This window comes from Saccharothrix sp. 6-C, from assembly GCF_016695385.1.
Classification (GTDB): Bacteria; Actinomycetota; Actinomycetes; order Mycobacteriales; family Pseudonocardiaceae; genus Actinosynnema; species Actinosynnema texasense.
In genome coordinates, this window is sequence record NZ_CP064192.1 from 6,269,640 (window position 1) to 6,285,303 (window position 15,664).

Annotated in this window: 20 protein-coding genes; 9 read left to right on the plus strand and 11 right to left on the minus strand. The window is 73.8% G+C overall.

Translation table 11 applies throughout. The features are described from left to right. The first annotated feature begins 65 nt into the window (after window positions 1-65). On the plus strand, window positions 66-1,832 hold the full coding sequence (locus IOD16_RS26200; protein WP_201436518.1) for a 1-deoxy-D-xylulose-5-phosphate synthase: 1,767 nt from the start codon (window positions 66-68) through the stop codon (window positions 1,830-1,832). 45 nt (window positions 1,833-1,877) lie between these two features. Here the strand turns inward: IOD16_RS26200 and lipB are convergent, their stop codons facing one another. The 6 genes from lipB to IOD16_RS26230 are packed head-to-tail and all read right to left on the minus strand — an operon-like array spanning window position 1,878 to window position 5,825. Beyond that, the gene (lipB, locus tag IOD16_RS26205) at window positions 1,878-2,558 is read right to left on the minus strand and encodes a lipoyl(octanoyl) transferase LipB (RefSeq protein ID WP_201441582.1); all 681 of its coding nucleotides are present in this window, start codon (window positions 2,556-2,558) and stop codon (window positions 1,878-1,880) included. Between the two features lie 53 nt (window positions 2,559-2,611). Beyond that, complete coding sequence (locus IOD16_RS26210; protein ID WP_201436519.1) at window positions 2,612-3,049, minus strand: 3-hydroxyacyl-ACP dehydratase FabZ family protein; 438 nt, start codon at window positions 3,047-3,049, stop codon at window positions 2,612-2,614. After that, a complete protein-coding gene (locus IOD16_RS26215) occupies window positions 3,046-3,408 on the minus strand; it encodes a 3-hydroxyacyl-ACP dehydratase FabZ family protein (protein ID WP_201436520.1) in 363 nt (120 codons plus the stop codon). Before IOD16_RS26215 ends, IOD16_RS26210 begins: the two co-directional genes overlap by 4 nt. A 3-nt stretch (window positions 3,409-3,411) precedes the next feature. Further along, window positions 3,412-4,383: a beta-ketoacyl-ACP synthase III gene (locus tag IOD16_RS26220; RefSeq protein ID WP_201436521.1), complete on the minus strand. Its 972-nt coding sequence runs from the start codon at window positions 4,381-4,383 to the stop codon at window positions 3,412-3,414. Between the two features lie 10 nt (window positions 4,384-4,393). Then, complete coding sequence (locus IOD16_RS26225) at window positions 4,394-5,605, minus strand: beta-ketoacyl-[acyl-carrier-protein] synthase family protein (protein WP_201436522.1); 1,212 nt, start codon at window positions 5,603-5,605, stop codon at window positions 4,394-4,396. Continuing rightward, window positions 5,592-5,825 carry an acyl carrier protein gene (locus IOD16_RS26230; protein ID WP_123746455.1) on the minus strand — a complete coding sequence of 78 codons (234 nt, stop codon included), beginning with the start codon at window positions 5,823-5,825 and terminating at the stop codon, window positions 5,592-5,594. The genes IOD16_RS26225 and IOD16_RS26230 overlap by 14 nt, the downstream gene beginning before the upstream one ends. A 110-nt stretch (window positions 5,826-5,935) precedes the next feature. On the opposite strand from IOD16_RS26230, the gene IOD16_RS26235 reads away from it, so the two are divergent. Beyond that, window positions 5,936-6,616, plus strand: a complete 681-nt coding sequence (locus IOD16_RS26235; protein WP_201436524.1) for an SDR family oxidoreductase — start codon at window positions 5,936-5,938, stop codon at window positions 6,614-6,616. 22 nt (window positions 6,617-6,638) lie between these two features. Beyond that, complete coding sequence (locus IOD16_RS26240; RefSeq protein WP_201436525.1) at window positions 6,639-7,262, plus strand: DUF4230 domain-containing protein; 624 nt, start codon at window positions 6,639-6,641, stop codon at window positions 7,260-7,262. On the opposite strand, the gene IOD16_RS26245 is transcribed toward IOD16_RS26240, so the two are convergent. Next, on the minus strand, window positions 7,246-7,914 hold the full coding sequence (locus IOD16_RS26245) for a TetR/AcrR family transcriptional regulator (protein ID WP_201436526.1): 669 nt from the start codon (window positions 7,912-7,914) through the stop codon (window positions 7,246-7,248). The genes IOD16_RS26240 and IOD16_RS26245 overlap by 17 nt on opposite strands. Before the next feature lie 104 nt (window positions 7,915-8,018). Here IOD16_RS26245 and IOD16_RS26250 point away from each other — a divergent pair, with 104 nt between their 5' ends. Continuing rightward, a complete protein-coding gene (locus IOD16_RS26250) occupies window positions 8,019-8,609 on the plus strand; it encodes a DUF4386 domain-containing protein (protein WP_201436527.1) in 591 nt (196 codons plus the stop codon). A gap of 94 nt (window positions 8,610-8,703) precedes the next feature. Here the strand turns inward: IOD16_RS26250 and IOD16_RS26255 are convergent, their stop codons facing one another. Next, complete coding sequence (locus IOD16_RS26255) at window positions 8,704-8,922, minus strand: hypothetical protein (protein ID WP_201436528.1); 219 nt, start codon at window positions 8,920-8,922, stop codon at window positions 8,704-8,706. Between the two features lie 178 nt (window positions 8,923-9,100). Here IOD16_RS26255 and IOD16_RS26260 point away from each other — a divergent pair, with 178 nt between their 5' ends. Then, window positions 9,101-10,003 (plus strand): RluA family pseudouridine synthase, encoded by a 903-nt coding sequence (locus IOD16_RS26260; protein WP_201436529.1) that lies wholly within the window; start codon window positions 9,101-9,103, stop codon window positions 10,001-10,003. On the opposite strand, the gene IOD16_RS26265 is transcribed toward IOD16_RS26260, so the two are convergent. Beyond that, entirely contained in the window at window positions 10,000-10,569 is a 570-nt protein-coding gene (locus IOD16_RS26265) for a DUF305 domain-containing protein (RefSeq protein WP_201436530.1), read from the minus strand. The two genes, IOD16_RS26260 and IOD16_RS26265, sit on opposite strands and share 4 nt — an antisense overlap. Window positions 10,570-10,658: 89 nt before the next feature. Continuing rightward, window positions 10,659-11,399: a lytic polysaccharide monooxygenase gene (locus IOD16_RS26270; RefSeq protein ID WP_201436531.1), complete on the minus strand. Its 741-nt coding sequence runs from the start codon at window positions 11,397-11,399 to the stop codon at window positions 10,659-10,661. Window positions 11,400-11,738: 339 nt separating this feature from the next. Here IOD16_RS26270 and IOD16_RS26275 point away from each other — a divergent pair, with 339 nt between their 5' ends. Then, a complete protein-coding gene (locus IOD16_RS26275) occupies window positions 11,739-11,912 on the plus strand; it encodes a hypothetical protein (RefSeq protein ID WP_201436532.1) in 174 nt (57 codons plus the stop codon). A 70-nt stretch (window positions 11,913-11,982) separates the two neighbouring features. Next, on the plus strand, window positions 11,983-12,825 hold the full coding sequence (locus tag IOD16_RS26280; protein WP_201436533.1) for an alpha/beta fold hydrolase: 843 nt from the start codon (window positions 11,983-11,985) through the stop codon (window positions 12,823-12,825). 42 nt (window positions 12,826-12,867) lie between these two features. On the opposite strand, the gene IOD16_RS26285 is transcribed toward IOD16_RS26280, so the two are convergent. After that, the gene (locus IOD16_RS26285; protein ID WP_201436534.1) at window positions 12,868-13,935 is read right to left on the minus strand and encodes a glycoside hydrolase family 19 protein; all 1,068 of its coding nucleotides are present in this window, start codon (window positions 13,933-13,935) and stop codon (window positions 12,868-12,870) included. Window positions 13,936-14,106: 171 nt separating this feature from the next. On the opposite strand from IOD16_RS26285, the gene IOD16_RS26290 reads away from it, so the two are divergent. Together IOD16_RS26290 and IOD16_RS26295 are read left to right on the plus strand one after the other, a co-directional pair. After that, on the plus strand, window positions 14,107-14,889 hold the full coding sequence (locus tag IOD16_RS26290; RefSeq protein WP_201436535.1) for an AraC family transcriptional regulator: 783 nt from the start codon (window positions 14,107-14,109) through the stop codon (window positions 14,887-14,889). A 118-nt stretch (window positions 14,890-15,007) separates the two neighbouring features. Further along, a complete protein-coding gene (locus IOD16_RS26295) occupies window positions 15,008-15,640 on the plus strand; it encodes an FG-GAP repeat domain-containing protein (protein ID WP_201436536.1) in 633 nt (210 codons plus the stop codon). Window positions 15,641-15,664 lie beyond the last annotated feature (24 nt).

Here is a 15,664-nt window from a genome sequence, read left to right on the forward strand (position 1 = left end):
CGGGTGCGGCAGGTTCGCCTCACCCCACGTTGCCGCAAGGCCTTCGCACCGCCTGGAGTGGCCTGATGACCGACACCACCACCCTGCCCGGGGCCGCCCGGTCCCCCGCGCCCCGGATCACCGGCCCGGCCGACCTGCGCGGCCTGTCGCGCGGCGCGCTGGACGAGCTGGCGCGCGAGCTCCGGGCACGCCTGGTCGAGGCGGTGGGCCGCACGGGCGGCCACCTCGGCTCGAACCTCGGGGTGGTCGAGCTGACGGTGGCGCTGCACCGGGTGTTCCGGTCGCCGCACGACCGGGTCGTGTTCGACACCGGTCACCAGTCCTACGTGCACAAGATGCTCACCGGCCGGGCCGACGGGTTCGCCGACCTGCGCCGCGAGGGCGGCCTGTCCGGTTACCCGAGCCGGGCGGAGTCGCCGCACGACCTGGTGGAGAACTCGCACGCGTCCACCGCGCTGTCCTATGCGGACGGTCTGGCGCGGGCGGCGCGGCTGCGCGGCGAGCACGACCGGCACGTGGTGGCCGTCGTCGGCGACGGCGCGCTCACCGGCGGCATGGCGTGGGAGGCGCTGAACAACCTCGGCGGCCTCGATCACCCGGTCGTGGTGGTGCTCAACGACAACGGCCGGTCGTACGCGCCGACGGCGGGCGCGGTCGGCAGGCACCTCGCCACCCTGCGCGCGGGCGGCGGCGGAGGCGTGTTCGCCGCCTTCGGGTTGGCCTACCTCGGCCCGGTCGACGGGCACGACGTCGCCCGGGTGGAGGAGGCGTTGACCGCCGCGAAGGCGTTGGGGCGCCCGGTCGTCGTGCACTGCGTGACCGAGAAGGGCAAGGGTCACCCGCCCGCGGAGAACGACCCGGTGGACCACCTGCACGCCGTGTCCGCGCCGTCGGCCTCGCGCGGTCCGGGGTGGACGTCGGTGTTCGGGCGGCACCTGCTGGTGCTCGCCGACCGGCACCCCGACCTGGTGTGCCTGACCGCGGCCATGCCGCACCCGACCGGGCTGACCGCGTTCGCCGAGGCGTTCCCCGACCGGGTGCTCGACACCGGGATCGCCGAGCAGCACACCGTGACGTGCGCGGCGGGCCTGGCCATGGGCGGGCTGCGGCCGGTGGTGGCGGTGTACTCGACGTTCCTGACCCGGGCGGCCGACCAGGTGCTGATGGACGTGGCGCTGCACCGGCTGCCGGTGACGTTCGTGCTCGACCGGGCCGGGGTGACCGGTGAGGACGGTCCCAGCCACCACGGCGCGTGGGACCTGGCGCTGCTGCGCGGCGTGCCCGGGATGCGGGTGGCCGCGCCCCGGGACGGCGCTCGGCTGCGCGAGCTGCTGGACGAGGCGGTCGCCGACGACGGGCCGACCGCGGTCCGCTTCCCCAAGGGCGTCGTCGGCGCGGACGTCGCCGCGGTGGACCGGTTGGGCCGGGTGGACGTGCTGCACCGGCCGTCGCGGCGGGACGTGCTGCTGGTGACCGTCGGCGGGCTCGCGTCCGACGGGGTGGCCGCCGCCGTGGCGCTCGCCGGCGAAGGCATCGGCGTGACCGTGTGCGACCCGCGCTGGGTGACCCCGGTCGACCCGGCGGTGGTGGCGTTGGCCGCCGAGCACCGGGTGGTGGTGTGCGTGGAGGACGGCGTGCGCGGCGGCGGCGTCGGGGAGGCGGTGGCCGGCGCGCTGCGCGAGGCCGGGCTGAGCCGCCGCACCCGGGTGCTCGGGCTGCCGGACGACTTCCTGCCGCACGGCTCGCGTGCCGACATCCTGCGCATGCACGACCTGGACGCCGCCGGCATCGCCCGCACGGTGGCCCGCTTCCTGCCGGGGTGGACGTCGTGACGCGCTTCTCGCCACCTGCGTCCGGCGGTCACCGGCGGTCGGCGGTCACCGGCGGTCGGTCGCGAACACCCTCGTCAGGTGGCGTTCGACCACCGGCGCCACCTCGGTCGGCGTGACCCGGCGGCCGAGTTCGGCGGACAACGACGTGACGCCGGCGTCCTCGATGCCGCAGGGCACGATCCGGTCGAACGGGGTCAGGTCGGGATCGCAGTTGAGCCCGAACCCGTGCAGGCTGGTGCACCGCTCGATGCGGACGCCGATCGCGGCGACCTTGCGGTGCTGCCCGTGGGCGCGGGCCGCGGACGGCGGCACGTCCGGCGCGGGCGGTCGGTCGCCGAGCACCCACACGCCGCTGCGCCCGGCGAGCCGTGCCGTCGCCACGCCGAACTCGGCGCACGTGCCGATCAGCGCCTCCTCCAGCCTGCGGACGTGGCCGACGGAGTCCAGGGGCACGGGCAGCTTCACCACGGGGTAGCCGACGAGCTGGCCCGGACCGTGCCAGGTGATCTCCCCGCCGCGGTCCACCGTCACCACCGGCACGTCGTCGGCGGGGAACGCGGCGGCCTTCGTGCGCTTGCCCGCCGTGTACACGGGCAGGTGCTCCTGGAGCACGCAGACGTCACCGATCTCGTCCGCCACGCGCAACGCGTGCAACCTCCGCTGCTCCGCGTACGCCTCCTCGTACCCGACCGCGTCCCGCCCGAACCCACCGCGCACGAACCGCATCGCACCCACGGTCACGAGTCTAGGTACCTCTCGGGGCGGAGGTCGGCGGCCGATCACGGGCGGAGGGTGGTGGTGGTTCGGGTGGTGGTGGTGATCCGGCCCACGGTCATCACGAGGTGGCCGTCGGCGGTCGACTCGCCGGTGAAGACGGTCGTGTCGGCGAGGCGGTCCAAGACGCGCACCGAGTGGTGGACGACGCAGCCGGGGACGACCGGCCGGTGGAACTCCACGTCCGCGATCGCGCCGAACAGGACGACGCGGTCGGGGGCCGGGTTGCCCCAGGACGACAGCAGCACGGCGGCCTGGCACCAGGATTCGACCAGCAGCGTCGACGGGTAGTCGCCGGGACCCGTGCGGGCGTAGCAGGGTTCGTTGGCGCTGACCGCTTTGAGCGCGGTCAGCGACTCGCCCGGCACCACGTCCAGCACGCGGTCGACCAGCAGCACCGGGTGGCGGTGCGGCAGGAGCCGGAGGATCTCGGGGTAGGTCATGACGTCTCGTAGCGCAGCTTGATCCGGGCGACCACGCCGTCGTCGTCGCTCACCACCGCCGCGCACCGCCGTCGCGCGTCGTCCCAGGTCAGGCGCACGGTCAAGGTGGCGCCGGGGAACGTCGGCCGCACGAACCGGGCCGATTCGACGGCGGCCAGCCGCGCCGTGCCGAGAGCGGTCGCCGCGCGGTGGGCGAACTCCACCACCGCGACGCCGGGGAAGATCGGGAAGCCCGGGAAGTGGCCCGCGAACACCGGGTCGTCGGGCGCGACGACCATGCGCGCGACGGTGGTCGAACCGGACCGCTCCAGCACTTCCACGCCCGACGCGAGGTAGCCCGACGCGAGTGGACCGGTCACCGGTCAGCCTTCCCCGAGCACGCCGAAGTCGGCGGTCACGTCCGGCCACACGAGCGTGGTCGCGCCCCAGGTGAGCCCGCCGCCGAAGGCCACCGCCAGCACCCGGTCGCCCGCCTTGAGCCGGCCGGTCGCGGCGGCGTCGGCCAGCAGCACGGGGATCGAGGCGGCGGCGGTGTTGCCGATCTCGTCCAGGTCCGCCAGCACCTTCGAGTCCGCCAGGCCGAGGCGGCGCGCGACGGCGTCGCAGATGCGCCGGTTCGCCTGGTGCGGCGCGAGGTGGTCGACGTCGTCCGGGCCGAGGCCGGCGCGGGCCAGGGCGTCCAGCGCGACGTCCGACATCCGGTCGACCGCGGCCCGGAACACCTCCTTGCCGCTCATCCGGAAGTAGCGCTCCCCCGCCGGCACCTGGATCAGGTCGGCCCCGGTGCCGTCGCTGCCGAGCACGCACGGGCCGATCGCGCCTTCGCCCTCGCCGACGACCACCGCGCCCGCGCCGTCGCCGAAGATGACCGCCGTGCCGCGGTCGTCCGGGTCGAGGATGGTGGAGAAGGTCTCGGCGGCGATCAGCAGCACGGTCCGCGCCGCGCCGCTCGCGATCAGGCCGACCGCGTTCGCCAGGCCGTACAGGAAGCCGGTGCACACAGCGGCCACGTCGTGCGCCGGCACGCCGACCATGCCCAGCCGGGCCGCGACGTCCGGCGCGATGGCCGGGCACGACCGGTCCGGGGTGGTCGTCGCCACGATCACCGCGTCCGCGGTGGACGTCCCGGCGGAGCGCAGGGCCCGCGCGCCCGCGTCGACGGCCAGGTCCGACGTGGACGTGCCCGGCTCGACCCACCTGCGGGAGCCGATGCCGGTGCGCGACCGGATCCACTCGTCCGAGGTGTCCAAGCGGGCCGCCAAGTCGTCGTTGGTGACGACCCGTCCGGGCAGGCTCGCGCCGACGCCGAGGATCACCGCACCGCGGTAGGTCATCGTCCCTCCCTCACGCCTTGGCGATGGCCAGCACGGCGTTCTGCCCGCCGAACCCGAACGAGTTGCTCAACGCCAGGTCGATCCCGCGCGGCACGACGGCGGTCGCCACGTCGAGGTCCAGCCGGGGGTCGAGGGTCGTCAGGTTCGCGGTCGGCGGCACGACGCCCTGCTCGACCGCGAGCACGGTGAACACCGCCTCCGCCGCGCCGGCCGCGCCGAGCAGGTGCCCGGTCACGCCCTTGGTCGACGTCACCAGCGGCCCAGACGGCAGCAGCTCCGCCAGCACCCGCCCCTCCACCAGGTCGTTGAGCTGCGTGGACGTGCCGTGCGCGTTGACGTGGTCGACGTCCGAGGCCGACGCGCCCGCGTCCGCCAACGCCGCTCTCGTCGCCGCGGCCACGCCCCGGCCCTCGGGGTCGGGGTTGGTGATGTGGTGGGCGTCGGCGGTCGCGCCGTACCCGACGACCCGCGCCCGGACCCGCCGCCCGTCGGCGCGCGCGTCCTCCGCGCGCCGCAGCACCAGCACCGCCGCGCCCTCCCCCGCCACGAACCCGTCCCGGTCGACGTCGAACGGCCGGGACGCGGTCGCCGGGTCGTCCCGCCGCGACAGCGCGCCCATCCGGGCGAACCCCGCCATGGTCAGCGGGTTGAGCAGCGCGTCGACGCCGCCGGCCAGCACCACGTCGCACCGGCGCGCGGCGAGCAGGTCGCACGCGACGCCGATCGCGGTGGCCCCGGACGCGCACGCGGTCGACACCACCAGGTTCGGCCCGCGGAAGCCGAACTCGATGGCGACCTGGCCCGCGACCATGTTCGGCAGGTGCATCGGCAGCACCAGCGGCGACACCCCGGTCGGGCCGTCGGCGAGCAGCACCCCGTGCTGCCGCTCGAAGGTCTCGCCGCCGCCCGCCGAGGTGCCGATCACCACGCCGACCCTGGCCGAGTCCCACGTGGCGAGGTCTTCCCCGGCGACCGCCTCCCGCGCCGCGACCAGCGCCAACCTGGTGAACCGGTCGAGCCGGACGGCCCGCCGCGCGCCGAGCAGCGCGTCGGCGTCGAAGTCGGGGACGCGGCAGGAGATCGTCACCTCGTGGCCGGCGAGCAGCGGGTCGCGGGCGGCGGTGGACCGGCCCGCGCGCACCGCCGCCCAGCCGGCCTCGACCCCGACGCCGCCCGGGGTGACCAGGCCGAGCCCGGTCACCGCGATGTCAAGGCCGGTCACCGGCGCGCTCCCGCATCAGCGCCACGATGTCGCCGACGGTCTCCATGTCGAACAGCTCGTCGTCGCTGATGTGCAGGTCGTGCTCCTTGCCGAGCACCATCGACAGCTCCACGAACGCCAGCGAGTCCAGGTCGAGGTCGTCCTTCGTGGCGTCCGGGGTGATCTGCTCCGGCGCGACCTTCAGCGTGTCCACGAGGATCTTCTTCAACGTCTCGTACACGGCGATCTCCCAAAGTCCACCCGGATCCTGCCCGTCATCGAACCTCATCGGCCGGATCGGTGGCCAACCAGGGAGAATGTCGGCGGGGTGCGACTCTGGGGGAGGACGGCATGGCGGACGCGCCGGTGGCGGTCGTGACGGGCGGGAACCGGGGCATCGGGCTGGAGGTGTGCCGGCAGCTGGCGGAGCTCGGCCACGTCGTGGTGCTGACCGCGCGCGACGCGGCCAAGGCCAGGTCGGCGGCCGGACGGCTGGGCGTGGACCACCACCGGTTGGACGTGACCGAGGACGCGTCGGTGGCCGCGCTGGTCGACCACGTGACCACGCGGCACGGCCGGCTGGACGTGCTGGTGAACAACGCGGCCATCCACTACGACACCTGGCAGCGGGCGTCCTCGGCCGATCTGGGGGTCGTCCGGGAGGCCATGGAGACCAACTTCTACGGGCCGTGGCGCACGGTCCTCGGCCTGCTGCCGCTGCTGCGGGCGGCCCGGCGCGCGCGGGTGGTGAACGTGTCGAGCGAGGCCGCGTCGTTGGCGTCGATGGGCGGCGGCACGCCGGCTTACGGGACGTCGAAGGCGGCGTTGAACGCGTTGACCTTGACGTTGGCCGCCGAACTGCCTGGGATGAAGGTCAACGCGGTGTGCCCGGGGTGGGTCGCCACTGACATGGGCGGACCCGGCGGGCGGCCGGTGGCGCGGGGCGCGGCGAGCGTGGTGTGGGCGGCGACGCTGCCCGACGACGGGCCGACGGGCGGGTTCTTCCGCGACGGGAAGCGGGTTCCCTGGTAGCGCGCCGGGGTAACCCGGCGGCATGAAGTGGCGCATCGGTGTGGCGGCGGCGGTGCTGGTGGCGGTCGGGGTCCTGGTGGCGGCGGTGTTGGTGGTGCCCCGGTTGTTGACGGGCACGGACACGATCGACCGCAGCCAGCCGGCGTTGTTGCAGTCGTTGCGGGACCTGAGCCAGTACCACGCGTCGGCGGGCGAGTTCCAGGTGGTGCTCGACATCGAGCGCGACGTCCGGTACGTGCCGTCGGCGCTGGCCGGGCAGCGGACGCTGTTCGTGGCGGCCGGGACGGTGAACGCCTACGTCGACTTCGGCGGGCTGGCCGAGGGCGCCTTGGAGGTGTCGCCGACGACCGCGTCCGGCGAGGCGCGGAAGGTCCGGTTGGCGCTGCCCAAGGCGGTGCTGGACAAGCCGAACCTCGACCAGGAGCGGTGTTACGTGTTCGCGCAGGAGCGCGGGCTGTTCGACCGGCTGACGTCGTTGGTGCAGACGCAGGACCAGCAGCCGTTCTACGTGGCGGCGGAGCAGAAGATCTCCGACGCGGCGCGGGAGTCCGGGTTGGCGCAGCGGGCGGAGGACAACACCCGCAAGATGCTGACCGGCATGTTCGGCGCGCTGGGCTACCAGGTCGAGTTCACGAGCCTGGACTGACCTCGGCCGGGAGCCACCCCGCCAGGGCGTCGAGGATCACGCCGAGCCCGAACGGGAACTCGTCGGCGAAGTCGTTGCCCGGTCGCAGGACGTGCTCGGTCGCCATCTCCACGAGGTGCGGGTACTCGCCCTCCCCGAAGTGCGCCATGATGTCCGCGGTCACCTCGGTGGCGGAATCGGGGCCGTTGAAGGGGAGCGCGGCCTCTTGGACCGCGAACCCGTACACGTAGCTGTCCAGCAGGGCGTAGGCGTGGGCGGTCATGGCGACCGAGAAGCCCGCGCGGCGCAGGGTGCCGATGGTCGCGTCGTGGTGTCGCAGCGTCGCCGGGCCGGGCGCCTTGCGCGACTCCAGCAGGCCGATCGCCCACGGGTGGCGCTTGAGCACGTCACGGGCGGAGTCCGCCCGCTTGACCATCTCGTGCCGCCAGTCGCCGCCGGGCGTCGGCAGCTCCATCCGGGCGAAGACCAGGTCCACGATGCCGTCGAGGATCTCGTCCTTGTTCTTGACGTGGTGGTAGAGGGACATCGGCTTGACGCCGAGCGCGTCGCCGAGGGACCGCATGGTCAGCCCCGCGAGGCCGCCCGCGTCGGCGATGGCGACGGCGGCGCGCAGCACGCGGTCCCGGCTCAGCGGTGCTCCTGCCTTCGACATCCGACCTCCGTGGTGACGGTTGCGCGGTGGTGACGGTCGCGTACTTAGTAAGGTACCGTCTGCCTTACTAAGTAAGGCCAGCACCGCCGGCGAAGGGGAACCCCATGTCAACGAGAGCCATCGGCCGGGCCATGGGGGCGCTGTTCCTCCTGGCGTTCGTCGCGTACGGCACCGGCACCGCCCTGGTCGGTTCGGGGTCGGGCGCGCGGGTGGCCGCGGGAGCCCTGCTGATGCTGGTGAACTCCGCCGTCGTGGTCGGCATCGGCGTGCTGGCGTTCCCGGTGCTGCGACCGCACGGCGAGCTGACCGCGCACGCGTACCTGGTCGGCCGGGCGGCGGAGGCGGCGCTGTTGGCCGTCGGCGTCGTGTTCGTGCTGCTGCCGGCGTCGGCCGGGGTGGGCGCGGCGGGCAACCACTACAGCTACCAGGTGGCGATGATGGCCGTGGGCGCCGTGGGCGTGCTGTTCTGCCGGGTCCTGCTGCGCGCCCGTCTGGTGCACCGCGCCATCGCGGTGTGGGGCGTGGTCGGCTACGCCGTCTTCCTGCTGGGCGCGGTCCTCGAAGTGCTCGGCTACGGCGTCGGCGTGGCGCTCTCCGTCCCGGGCGGCCTGTTCGAGGTCGCGCTGGGGGTCCTGCTGATCGCCAGGGGCTTCGCCCGGTCCGAGGTCGACCGGGAACCGGCGCTGGCGGGCTAGCGCATCGTCGCGCCGCCCGCCCCGGCCAGGGCGAGGACGGCCTCGTGGTGCGCGGAGGGGACGGGGTGCTGCGCGAGCCGGTCGCGCGGACCGATCAGGTGGACCTTCCGCCGGGCCGCGGGTTCCCGCTGCCGCAGCGCCACCACCCCCGGGCGAGGAGGCCGGCCGCCGGCGCGGTGAGGAGGATGCCGCCGACGAGCGCGAGCACGTCCCCGTCGGCCCGCGCCGGCAGCAGGACCCCGAAGAACGCGGGCAGCACCGCGAACGCCGCCGCCGTGCCGAACCCCCTGGACCAGGGGTTGAGCCGGACCACCTCGACGAACTCGCCGTACCCGTGCCGCCCGGCGACCTCGACGGCCTCGGCCCGGGTGCCCGCCCGGACCGGCGTGCCGCCGCGTCGCCCTCCCCCGTCACGGGCCCGCGATCACGTCGACCGCCAGGGCGCCGGAGGACACCGGGCCCCGGTCCGGAACGGCGTATGCTGCCCGACGATGAGGCGCAAGCTCCGGCCGCCGCTGGACCAGCGGCACGGCCTCGACCCGGCACGGCTGCGGTTCCCCGACGACGGGCCGTGGACGACGGTCCGCGACCACCTGGTCGACCGGTTGCCCCGGGTCGCGCCCGAGCGGATCGACCTGATGCTCGCCGAGGGCCGCGTGTACGGCCTCGCCGGCCCGATCGCGCCGGACGCCCCGTTCACGCCCGGCGGCGCGGTGTGGTTCCACCGCGACCTGCCCGACGAGGTGGCGGTGCCCTTCGAGATCCGGGTCGTGCACCGCGACGACGCCCTCCTCGTGGTCGACAAGCCGCACTTCCTGGCCACGATCCCGCGCGGCAAGCACGTGGTCGAGACGGCGCTCGTCCGGCTGCGCCGCGACCTCGGGCTGCCGCAGCTGAGCCCCGCGCACCGGCTGGACCGGGTGACCGCCGGCCTGGTCATGTTCGTGGTCGAGCCGACCCTGCGCGGCAAGTACCAGACCCTGTTCGCCGACCGCGCGGTGCGCAAGGAGTACGAGGCCATCGCGCCGCACGACCCCGCGCTGACCCTGCCTGCCCGCGTGAGCAGCCGCATCGTGAAGGTCAAGGGCGTGATCACCGCGCAGGAGGTGCCCGGTCCGCCGAACGCCGAGACGCGGGTCGAGCTGGTCGAGCACCGCGCCGGCTGGGGCCGGTACCGGCTGCTGCCGCTCACCGGCCGCACGCACCAGCTCCGCCTGCACATGGCCTCGCTGGGCGTGCCGATCCGCAACGACGACTTCTACCCCGTCCTGCGCGAGAAGCCCCTGGACGACTTCACCGACCCGCTCCAGCTGCTGGCGAAGGTGCTCGAGTTCACCGACCCGGTGACGGGCGAGCACCGTCGCTTCACCAGCGGCCTCGGGCTCGACCTCTAGTCCAGGTAGCCGAGCATCTGCGCGATCTGCGCGGTGCGGGACTGGAAGATCCGCTCCGCCAGGTCCTTCGCCTGCGGGTTGACGCCGCCCTCCTTCTCCAGCTTCGCCATCGCCACCGCGTTGTGCTGGTGGCCGATGAGCAGGTTCAGGAACGCCTTCTCGAACTCGCCGGCGCCGGTCGCGGCCAGTTCCGCGATGGCCTCCGGGCTGGTCGAGTGGTCACCGCCGTGGCCGGCGTGCAGCTGCGGGTTGTCGCCCGCCGTCTCCGGCTGCTCCCAGTCCGCCAGCCACTTCGTCATCGAGTCCACTTCGGACAGCTGGGTGACCTCGATGGCCGCGGCCAGGGTCTTCACCTCCGCGCGCACGGGGCCGTCCTTGGCCAGGCGCGCGATCTCCAGCGCGGCCCTGTGGTGCGGCACGGACATCTGGAGGAACATCACGTCGGTTTCGTTGAACTCGTCGGTCTCCACCACGGTCGACACGGGTGGCGGTGTCGCCGCGGGCGTGGCGGAGCCGCATCCGGCCAGCACGAGCAAGCCGGCCACCAGGGCTGCGAGGCGTCGCAAGGTCGTCCTCCTTCACCGGACGGCCCGCCCGCGCCGTCACAGGGTCGGCGCGGACGGGCTGCGGTCACATCGGCTCTACGTCAGGGTGTTCAGAGCCGCTGCCACAGGGACGCGGTGTTCGGCGGCTCCCAGCCCACGAGGGACGTGTGGGCTTGGATGCAGCGGTAGCCGACGCCGCCGTACGTCACCTGCGAGCCGACCGAGTAGGCGGTGTTGGGCGCCCACGTGCCGCCCACCGGGGGCGCGGTCGTGGTCGTCGTGGGCCGCGTGGTGGTGGTCGGCGTGGTCGTGGTGGTCGGCGTGCCGCCACCGGAACCCACCTGGAGGTCGACGCACGAGTAGAACGCCATGGGCGTGTCGGCGATGTTCCAGACCGCCAGCAGCTTGATCCGGCCGGTGCGACCGCCCAGGCTCACGTTGTGCGTCACGGTGGCCGCGGGCTGCCGGCCGCCGTCGTTGAACTCGGCGATCTTCGAGCCGCCGACGAAGTACTGCCACGTGGTGGTGGAGTGCCGGGCGGTGAGCGTCCAGTTGAACGTCACGTTGTTGCCCACCGAGGTGGTGGGCCACGCCCGGCTGTCGTCGTTGAGCTGGGCGAACTGGCTCAGGCCGGCGTGGCAGTTGTTCTGCCCCTTGGCCCCTTCCACGCTCTGCGGCTCGTAGACGATCGGGCCGCAGTTCGAGACTCGGCCCTGCGCGCACATCGCTTGCCTGCTGGGCGGCGACGAGATGTAGCCGTGCGCGCTCGCCGTCCCCGCCGACATCACGACGAAGAACGGGGTGATGCCCACGGCGGCCAGTACCACCGCGAGCTTGCGTTTCAGGCTCATGTGTCCAGCTCCTTCGGAGGAGACCCGGAGGGGTCTCCAAGGCAGGGTCCATTTCCGCGGCGGCCGGAACACGCGACGCGTGACGAGCCGGGGACGGTCCGTCACACCACGCGATGTGGTCTAGACCATAATCGTGAACGTCATCCGGGTCAAGGATCTGAACCGACTGGTCCAACCGCCCGTGACCCCGACTGTGAACGCGCCTGCGGGCGCAGGACGACCTCGAGGCCGAGCAGAGCGAGCTCGACCGGGCCAACGCCGACCGCGAGGCGACGGACCGGCAGGCAGGCCGAGGACGCGCGGGCGCAGTGCCGGTCGCTCAGCGCGACCGACCAGGCGGTGCTCGCGACACCCGGTGACACCCCGGACGTCGCGGTGCCGCCGGGGACCGCCGGCGTGGCGCTCGACTTCGCCCTCGCCCCGGCGCGGGGAGCAGTACGCGGACCCGACGCGTGGGACTGCCCCAGCCTCACCCAGGCCGCCTGCCGCGAGGCGGGCGTGGCGTTCCCGTGAAGATCACCGCCATCGACTCAATTGGCCCGATCGGTGTGATCCGGCGCTTGGTTGGCTGACACTGAGCTGTATGGAGGAGCACAAGGTCATCGCGGACGACGGCCGCGTGTTGTGGGCAGCCGACACGGGCCGCGCCGGACCAGGGCCCGCCGCACCGGGGCGGGGTGAGCCGCTGGTGCTGTGCCACGGCGGCCCCGGGCTGTGGGACATGTTCGACGGTCTCGCGGAGCTGCTGGCCGACCGGGTCCGGTTGATCCGCTGGGACCAGCGGGGCGGCGGCCGGTCCGAGCGCGAGGGGCCTTACACGATGGCCCGCACGCTGGCCGACCTCGACGCCGTCCGGGTCCACTTCGGACTCGCCAGGATGGCGCTGCTCGGCCACTCCTGGGGCGCGGACGTGGCGCTGCACTACGCGTTGGCGCACCCGGACCGGGTCTCGTCGCTGGTCTACGTCTCCGGCACCGGGTTGGGGCAGGACTGGCGCGCGGAGTACCGGCGCAACCGGGCCGAACGGCTGGCCGAGCCGGCCGTCCCGACCGCCCCGGGCCCGGTCGGGCGGGACGCGGCGGTCCGGCTGTGGACGGCGGACTTCGCCGACCCGGGGACGGCGCGGTGGCGGGCCGAGGAGCTGGCCACGCCGTGGTTCGGCGTGAACGAGGAGGCCAACGCCGCGTTGAACGCCGAGTCGCACGCGTGGGACGAGGCGGAGCTGATCGCGCGCTGCCGCGGCCTGGACGTGCCCACGCTGATCGTGGACGGCGCGGCGGACGTGCGGCCCCGGTGGTCGGTGGACTCGCTGGCCGACGCGCTGCCGGACGTGGCGCGGGTCGTGCTGCCCGGCGCGGGCCACGTGCCGTGGGTCGAGTCGCCGGGGTCGTTCGGGTGGGCCGTGCTCGCGCACCTGGACCGGTGACGCGGGACGGGGGCCGCCGCGCGACCCCCGCCACCACGCCGCTCAGCAGTACAGGTTGGCGCCCGCGGGCACGCCCAGGATGCCGACGAACCGCTGGTAGGCGTCGACCCGGCTCTGGACCTGCGCCGGGTTGCGCCCGCCGCACTCCAGCGACCCGTTGATGCTGCGGATCGTCTCGCCGAAGCCGTACCCGTTGACCATCGCGTTGTGCGGGGTCATCGTGCCCGGGCCGGACTGGGTGTTCCAGTACCAGAGGGCGGTCTTCCAGGCCACCGAGGCGTCGTTCTGCACCAGCCACGGGTTGGTGAGCAGCGGCAGGCCCAGCGCGTCGCCCGCCGCCTTGTAGTTGAAGTTCCAGCTGAGCTGGATGGGACCGCGGCCGTAGTAGGCCGCCTGGCCCGCGGGGCAGCCGTAGGGCTGGCCCGGGTCGCAGTAGTGCGGGTAGTTCGCCTGGTTCTGCTCGACGATGTGGACCAGGCCGCCGGTCTCGTGGTTGGCGTTGGCCAGGAACGCCGCCGCTTCCTGCCTGCGGACGGTGTCCGAGCCGGTCTTGGCGAAGCCGGGGTACGCGCCGAGCGCGGCCGTCAGCCCGGAGTAGGTGTAGAACGGGTTCCGGTTCGGGAACATCTGCTGGAACTGCGCCTCGCTCACCACGAAGCCGCCCGGCACGGGCGTGCTGGTCGTGGTGGTCGGGGTCGACCCGCAGTCGTGGGGGTTCCAGTACCAGGTGCTGATGACCGGGTCGTAGCCCGGGTTGTCGTGCTCGGCGATGTAGTACCTGCCGTCGGTGTAGCGCACGATGCTGCCGGCGGTGTACCACTGGCCCTGCACCCACGCCGGGTAGTCGCAGGCGGGCGGCGGCGTCGTGCCACCGCCGCAGGTCCCCTGGTCGGCCCAGACCGCGGCCGAGCCGGGGGTCTCGTTCTGGGTCCACCACTTGGCCTGCCAGTTGTGCCCGGAGTGCGACGCCGACATGCCGACTGTGTAGACGGCCGACGGGGTCCACGCGGACGCACAGGCGGCCGCGGCGGCGGTGTTGGCCACCACGACGGTCAGCGCCGCCCCGACCACGAAAGCGGCGATCGCCGCCACTGCGCGGAATCTCGACACAAAGATCCCTCTTTTCCGTTCGAGCGCCCTCGGACGTGTGATGGGGGCCACTCAACCGGAAATGGTCTACACCAGTCAAGAGCAAAGGCGAATCCCTCGCACATTCCATGGGAGCGCTCACACGGACGTGTTGCCGACCATCGCGGGTGCGACGCGACCGCCGGTGTTTCAATGGGCGGCGTGCAGTGGACGCGGTACTGGCGCGCGGCGGATGAGCCGGTCGAGGCGATGCACGCGCACTTCACCTCGCACCGGTACCACCGGCACAGCCACGACGCCTACTCGTTCGGGGTGACCGAGCAAGGGGTGCAGGCGTTCCGGTGCCGGGGCGGCGCGCACACCAGCGCGGCGGGCGAGGTGCTCGCGTTCAACCCCGACGAGGCGCACGACGGCCGCACCGCCACCGAGGACGGCTTCACCTACCGGATCGTCCACATCGGACCGTCGCTGGTCGCCGAGCTGCTGCCGCGGCTGCCGCTGTTCCGCGACCCGGTGGTGCACTCGCCGGCGTTGGCCGACGCGTTGCGCCGCCTGCACACCGTCCTGCAGGACGGCCACCTGGCCCGTGACGAGCACCTGATGCGCGCCGTGCTGGCGATGGCGTCCCACGTCGTGCCGCTGCCCACGACGACCGGACCGCGGGGCGACCCCTCCGCCGCGCGCGACCTGATCGAGGCCCACCACGCCGACGACGTCACCACCGAGGAGCTCACCAGGGCGACCGGCCTGAGCAGGTTCGCGCTCTACCGGGCGTTCCGCGCCGAGTACGGCCTCTCCCCCAGCGACTACCAGCGCCAACGCCGCCTGCGCGCGGCCAGGCGGCTGCTCGCGGACGGCCGCCCGGCGGCCGAGGCGGCGGCGCTCGCGGGTTTCGCCGACCAAGCCCACCTGACCCGGTGGTTCCGCCGCTGCTACGGCATCACCCCCGCCGTCTACGCCCGCTCTGTGAGCTGAGTCACAGCACGGAACGTCGGGTGCCACCGGCCGTCTCCTGGGTGGTGACGCGATCGCGTCGGGGGAAACAGGTGCCACGAGGTGTCTTCGTGGTGCCCGCCAACAGGGGGAGATCATCGTGGTGAAGGCATTTGCGCCCGCGCTCGCGCTCGTCGCGGCCGTTCCGGCGCTGTGGGGGACGGGTGCGGCGGCCGGCGCGGGGGACGTGGTGAGAGGGCCGGACCTCAACGGCGACGGCCGCGTGGACCGGGTCGTGGTGGGGGCCGTCGCGGGCGACCCGGAGCAGCAGGAGCTCGTCGCCGTCGTCCGCGGCGTCCGGTTCACCGCCCGGATGCCGCTGCACAGCTTCTTCGGCCTGCGGCCACTGCGCTTCGCGGACGTGGACGGCGACGGTCGCGACGAGGTGGTGGTGACCGAGTCCGTCGGGGCCAACACCGAGCTCTTCACGGTGTGGGGCTTGGGCGAGGCGGGTCTGCGCGCCGTCACCGAGGCGACCGGCCGGCCGCTCGTGCTGGCGGAGGGCGGTGGGGTGAGCGCGATCAGCGGGTACGGGTGCGAGGGCGTCGGCGACGAGCGCCGGCTCGTGGTCGTCCGCGGCGAGGTGGTGTGGTCCAGCGACCCGATGGTGTACGCGGGTGAACGCGTCGCCCACACCGTCCGCGACGGCGTCGCCACGGCGACCGCCACCACGCCGGTGCTCGCCGGCCGGGACGCACCGGCCTACCGGGTCGACCTGGGGTCCTGCGCCTGACGCGCGTCCGGACGCGGGCCACAA